Origin of the sequence: Bartonella sp. LB28NMGDW, from assembly GCF_042194435.1 — a bacterium.
Classification (GTDB): domain Bacteria; phylum Pseudomonadota; class Alphaproteobacteria; order Rhizobiales; family Rhizobiaceae; genus Bartonella; species Bartonella grahamii.
On record NZ_JBHIMX010000019.1, the window covers coordinates 7,612 to 12,122 of the forward strand.

Annotated in this window: 4 protein-coding genes and 3 pseudogenes; 5 read left to right on the forward strand and 2 right to left on the reverse strand. The window is 40.7% G+C overall.

Annotation, left to right across the window (positions count from 1 at the left end; translation table 11 throughout):
* Positions 1 to 1,018: pseudogene (locus ACFIKG_RS07935) on the reverse strand (hypothetical protein); the annotation flags it as partial.
* A 766-nt stretch (positions 1,019 to 1,784) separates the two neighbouring features.
* Positions 1,785 to 1,980 (reverse strand): annotated as a pseudogene (locus ACFIKG_RS07940) (transcriptional regulator); the annotation flags it as partial.
* Here ACFIKG_RS07940 and ACFIKG_RS07945 point away from each other — a divergent pair.
* From ACFIKG_RS07945 to ACFIKG_RS07965, 5 genes and pseudogenes are all read left to right on the forward strand, one after another.
* Positions 1,977 to 2,726, forward strand: a pseudogene (locus ACFIKG_RS07945) (phage tail sheath family protein); the annotation flags it as partial. The pseudogenes ACFIKG_RS07940 and ACFIKG_RS07945 overlap by 4 nt on opposite strands.
* A gap of 3 nt (positions 2,727 to 2,729) precedes the next feature.
* Positions 2,730 to 3,080 carry a hypothetical protein gene (locus ACFIKG_RS07950; protein WP_375652054.1) on the forward strand — a complete coding sequence of 117 codons (351 nt, stop codon included), beginning with the start codon at positions 2,730 to 2,732 and terminating at the stop codon, positions 3,078 to 3,080.
* Between the two features lie 38 nt (positions 3,081 to 3,118).
* Positions 3,119 to 3,580, forward strand: a complete 462-nt coding sequence (locus ACFIKG_RS07955; RefSeq protein ID WP_375652055.1) for a phage tail protein — start codon at positions 3,119 to 3,121, stop codon at positions 3,578 to 3,580.
* A complete protein-coding gene (locus ACFIKG_RS07960) occupies positions 3,577 to 3,831 on the forward strand; it encodes a tail protein X (RefSeq protein ID WP_375652056.1) in 255 nt (84 codons plus the stop codon). Before ACFIKG_RS07955 ends, ACFIKG_RS07960 begins: the two co-directional genes overlap by 4 nt.
* Positions 3,831 to 4,511: phage late control D family protein (locus tag ACFIKG_RS07965; RefSeq protein ID WP_375652058.1), on the forward strand; the 681-nt coding region annotated here is incomplete at its 3' end. The genes ACFIKG_RS07960 and ACFIKG_RS07965, both read left to right, overlap by 1 nt.

The window sequence follows — 4,511 nt, forward strand, 5'->3', positions numbered from 1 at the left end:
CATCACTTCCGCTAGCGTTGAAAAGAGCACCTATTTGAGATGCTGTGATGGAACCACCGGTCATACTGGCTGTAGCTGTATTTTGTATATCAAGGCCGTTTGCAACTTTTTCAATGGTTGTTGTGCCTTTTAATGTAATGACGCTGTTAGCGCCATCGGCTTTTGCGCCAGTACTCTTTTTTTCAGTTTCAGAGCCGGTTATTGTCAAATTTTCACTAACGATTTTGCTACCAAATGCTGTATAAAGCCCAGTTACCATATTTTCAATGGTTGTTTTGCCTGTTAATTCAATCATAGTATTTGGCAAGTAGGCCGCTATACCAGTGCTATCGATATTTTTTTCGTTATGAGAACCAGTTATTGTTAAATCTTTACTAACAAGTTTGCCACCATTCGATGCTATAAGACCGTTGCTAGCAATGTCTTTGATGGTTGTTTGATCTGTTAATTCAACCACGCTATCAGCGCCATCGATGAATATACCAACGTTGCCGTTTGTAGCTTCAGGAAGGATTATCGTTAAATCTTTTGCTGTGACTTTACTGCCCTTCTCTACCCGAATCCCATCTGCAACATTTTCAATGGTTGTTTTGCCTGTTAATTCAACCGTACTATCAGAATCTGTGGTTATTATACCAAACCCTGTATTGTCCCCTTTTATTTTTAAATCTTCGCTGGTGACTTTACCACCTTTTTTTACTGAGATCCCATCCACAGCTTTTTCAATGGTTGTCTCTCCTTTTAACGTAATTTCGCTACCAAGATCTGTAGATGATACACCAACGCTTTTCTTTTCAGATTCAGATTTAGGAGCGGTTACTTTTAAATCCTTACCAATGATTTTTCCACCATTCGTTGCATTAATCGCATCATAGTTTTTTTCGGAGGCGTCATCGGAGACGTCTTTTGTTTCTTCACTATTTGTAGCGTTGAGGACTGTCGCATATGCGCTGAAATGGGTGCTAAACAGCATGATAGCCACGGCAGCTGTACCGGATAAAAGAGATTTTTTAAACATTTAGATATTTTCCTTAACTTATAAGCCCCACGCATTCTTCCCCCGCTTACAAGAAGGATATCAAAATGAATGGTTTTCTACTTTGGAGATCAATAGATTGTTTTTATTTTTATGTAAAGTATAAAAATATTTTTTTATAAAAATACATAATGTTTTATAAATACATTACTGTATTATTCATTATGAAATAAATATAAAACTAAACTATAAATAAAAATTATTTTATAATGTTATAAATCATTTATATTTTTTGATTGTAGGTCATAGTGTTATTATTGTGAATTGTTTAGAGATAAACTTTATTGAGTTATAACAAGAAAGAAAATAAACCAGATAAAGAGGAAATGAGCAATAAAGAATAGCAGTATCTATGCTGCTGTGGATATACAAAAAAGAAAGTTTGTCGTTTGACAGGAGTTTTTTTTAAGTGGGAATAGGTGGGAGTTTATGATTTTTTTATGACTAATTTTCACCATTAAATGGGCGTTTTATCAAAATGGATTTTGACATCTAAAAAATAGTGAAAATGAGAAAAAACTGTGATTCAATGGAAAAATAGGAAAAGGCTTTGAAGATTTAAAAAAAACTCTGTGAAAGCCTAGAAAACCGCCTTTTAAGCCCCTTTGAAAAAAATCTATAAATTGTGAACTTCGCTCCAAAATCAGCCCAAAAAGCAAAAAAAGATATAATATGTTAAAAACAAAGTGTTATTAAAAATCTTAATGTAAGGAGAAATGCACCTTCATTTTCCATTGTATAATGATGGTTAGGTTGGATTTGTGTAGTTCTTGAGTGCTTTTTCAACCTCTATTTGACGTTTTAAATGCAATTTTAAAAAGAGGCAAGGTAAGCTCTATTTTTTCTCTGTCTTTGATGTCTTGAACAAGCTCTTGTAACTTTTTATCAAGCTCTGCTACGAGTTCCGCTGTATCTTCAGGGGGAAGTTTAATTGTTGCATTTTTGTTACCTGATTGATCCCTTTGTACGGGTGGCAAATTCTGATGGGGGTGTTAGTGTTAAACCCGCAAGTCCTTTTGCGGCGGCGATGTTTATCAAACGTGACAAGCAAAGGGGTGGTGTTTTTTGGTCTCCCTCCAACCAAGATGTTAAAGGCATTTTAGGCACGGCGCGCCCGATTAGCTATTTTGATGGGGAAATCGATCATGAGGCAAATCGCCTCAACCAAGCCGATATTGCTACCTTTATTCCCGCCCGCCTTAGCCAAAATGCGCATTTAGGTAATTCTGGGGGACAAATAGCTGCCAATGGACGTATTTTATGGGGAAATCACACCACCTCCAGTGATCCGCTTTGGCGTTTTGTCAATGTGGTGCGCACCCGTGCAGCATTGGAAAAAACGATCATCAACAATTTCCGCCCTTGGGCCAATGATGAAAACCTTACTGGTCAACATGTTATTGCCATTACCCGCAGCCTCACGCAGTTTCTTGATGATCTGATTGCGCGTGGTGCATTGCTTGGTGGGCGGGTTTGGTTTGACCGCGATTTAAATTCCAACAGCACTTTACAATTGGGAAAATTGCGGGTCGAGTTTGATGCAGAAGAAGTACCACCTTTAGAAGATTTAAGTTTCGGCAGCCGGCGCAATAGCGCTTATTTTGATCGGCTGGCGCAAGATATCCAAAAGAAAATGACTTATCAATTTGGCGATACGTTTGAAACTTATCGTAAAGCAGCAAGGAGTTAAAGCATGACTTTACGCATTGTACGCGGTTTTATCCTGATTGTTGATGGTTTTATGGGCACCATCTCACAATTGACAGATTTTTGTAAATCTTTGCCTCATCGCATGAAGGGGTGGATTGGTTCCATTGATGTAAGAGAGTTTTTGCCAAGTTTTTTGGGGGGTAAAACAGCCATTCAGCCCATACCACAATTTGCGGGGGCTTCTCCTGTAAATTCATTTGCGAGAGAGCAAAGAGACAAAGACCGTTCCCCCATCACGCACAATCAAAATGTCACAGTGCATGTCAATGGTGCCCGTGATCCTGTGGCCCACTGGTCGTGCGGTTGCCCACGCCATTCAACGGGTACGCGCTAATGCGCTGCATGGCGGGACAGAATAAGGGGAGGGAGCCTATGAGAGATCCTTTGATGATGTTAGGACCGCATCAATTTTATGTGGATTGGCTGAATTTCCAATCTTTTGAAGAAGAGTTTTCTGCCTCATGGGTTTGTATGGAGCGTTTTGGCAAGGCACCCAGTTTGCAATTTACCGGCTATGGTAATGATGCAAAAACCATTCATGGGGTTTGGTTTCCAGAAGAGTTTGGTGATCGTGTAGCCATTGATGCCATAAGCAGAACCATTCGAACAGCAAAGCCGGTGCAGATGCTTCGTTGGATCAATGATACGACCTATAGTGTCCTTCTCCATGGTCCCGTGGTGATCACCACGATCAATAAAGACCACGACTATATTAGTCGCTCTGGTCAATCCCAGCGCATCCGCTATTCCATTACTCTCTTGCCCTTTTTCAATGGCGGAAAACCACAAGGACAATACCAAGAGGGACAAATCCAGGTGGGACAAACTCTATGAAGATACCAGAAAAGCATGTTGTTGTAGAGTTAGAGGATATGAGTCTTGATCTTATCTGCTTTCACCATGCCATGGCAGTGTTCAGAGACCGGAGGCAAGCTGGTTTACTCAAAGGCTATTTAGAAGCCACACTGGAAGCTAATCCAGAGATTGCCAAATATGGTGTGTTTTTACCGCGGGGCTTAAAGGTTACTTTGCCTGAGTTTGTGTTGTCTAATCCCCAAAGCATGGTGAAGCGGTTATGGGATTAATGCGCACATACCCCTTTATTGTGGTCAAGGTGGGAGATAAACCTGTTCATGAGGTTTTTTACCAGCGTCTTTTAACCGCAACCATTACGGACCATGCCGGTAATGAAGCCGATACATTTGAAGCAGAGTTTGATGATAGTGGCAATGATTTAGAGGTTCCACAAACGGGCAACGCTCTGCAGGTGATCTTTGGCTATAAGAACAGCATCAGTGCATTTATGGGGTGTTTTGTTGTCGAGTCAGTGGTCAGTTGTGGTGGCAGTGATGGAGAGATCTTGCGCCTTTGTGGCAAAAGTGCCTCGATGCGTAAAGAACTCAAAGAACAGGCGAGTGAGCATTTTGATCACAAAACTGTTGGTGAGATTGTTGAGACACTTGCCAAACGCCATGGTTATCAAGCAAAGGTCAGTCCTCAGTTCACCAAACAAACTTTGCCTTATGTGATTCGCACAGATCAATCGGCTGTTGATTTTTTAACCCGCCTTGCTGACCGTATGCGGGCACGTTTTTTGATCAAGGACAATAAGTTTTTATTTTTAAGCGGTGACAATTTACCAGCACTCGACATCCATAAACACGACTGTTCCAACTGGGAATTTACCCTAGAGCCACGCACGCAATATGGCACCATTGAAGCTTCTTATTTTGATCGCTCAAAAGGGCAGCAATGCCACATTAAG

What these genes read in the sequence shown, in the direction of transcription:
- ACFIKG_RS07960 (WP_375652056.1), top strand. Translation starts at nt 3,577, where the DNA reads ATGAAGATACCAGAAAAGCATGTTGTTGTAGAGTTAGAGGATATGAGT.
- ACFIKG_RS07950 (WP_375652054.1), top strand. Translation starts at nt 2,730, where the DNA reads ATGACTTTACGCATTGTACGCGGTTTTATCCTGATTGTTGATGGTTTT.
- ACFIKG_RS07955 (WP_375652055.1), top strand. Translation starts at nt 3,119, where the DNA reads ATGAGAGATCCTTTGATGATGTTAGGACCGCATCAATTTTATGTGGAT.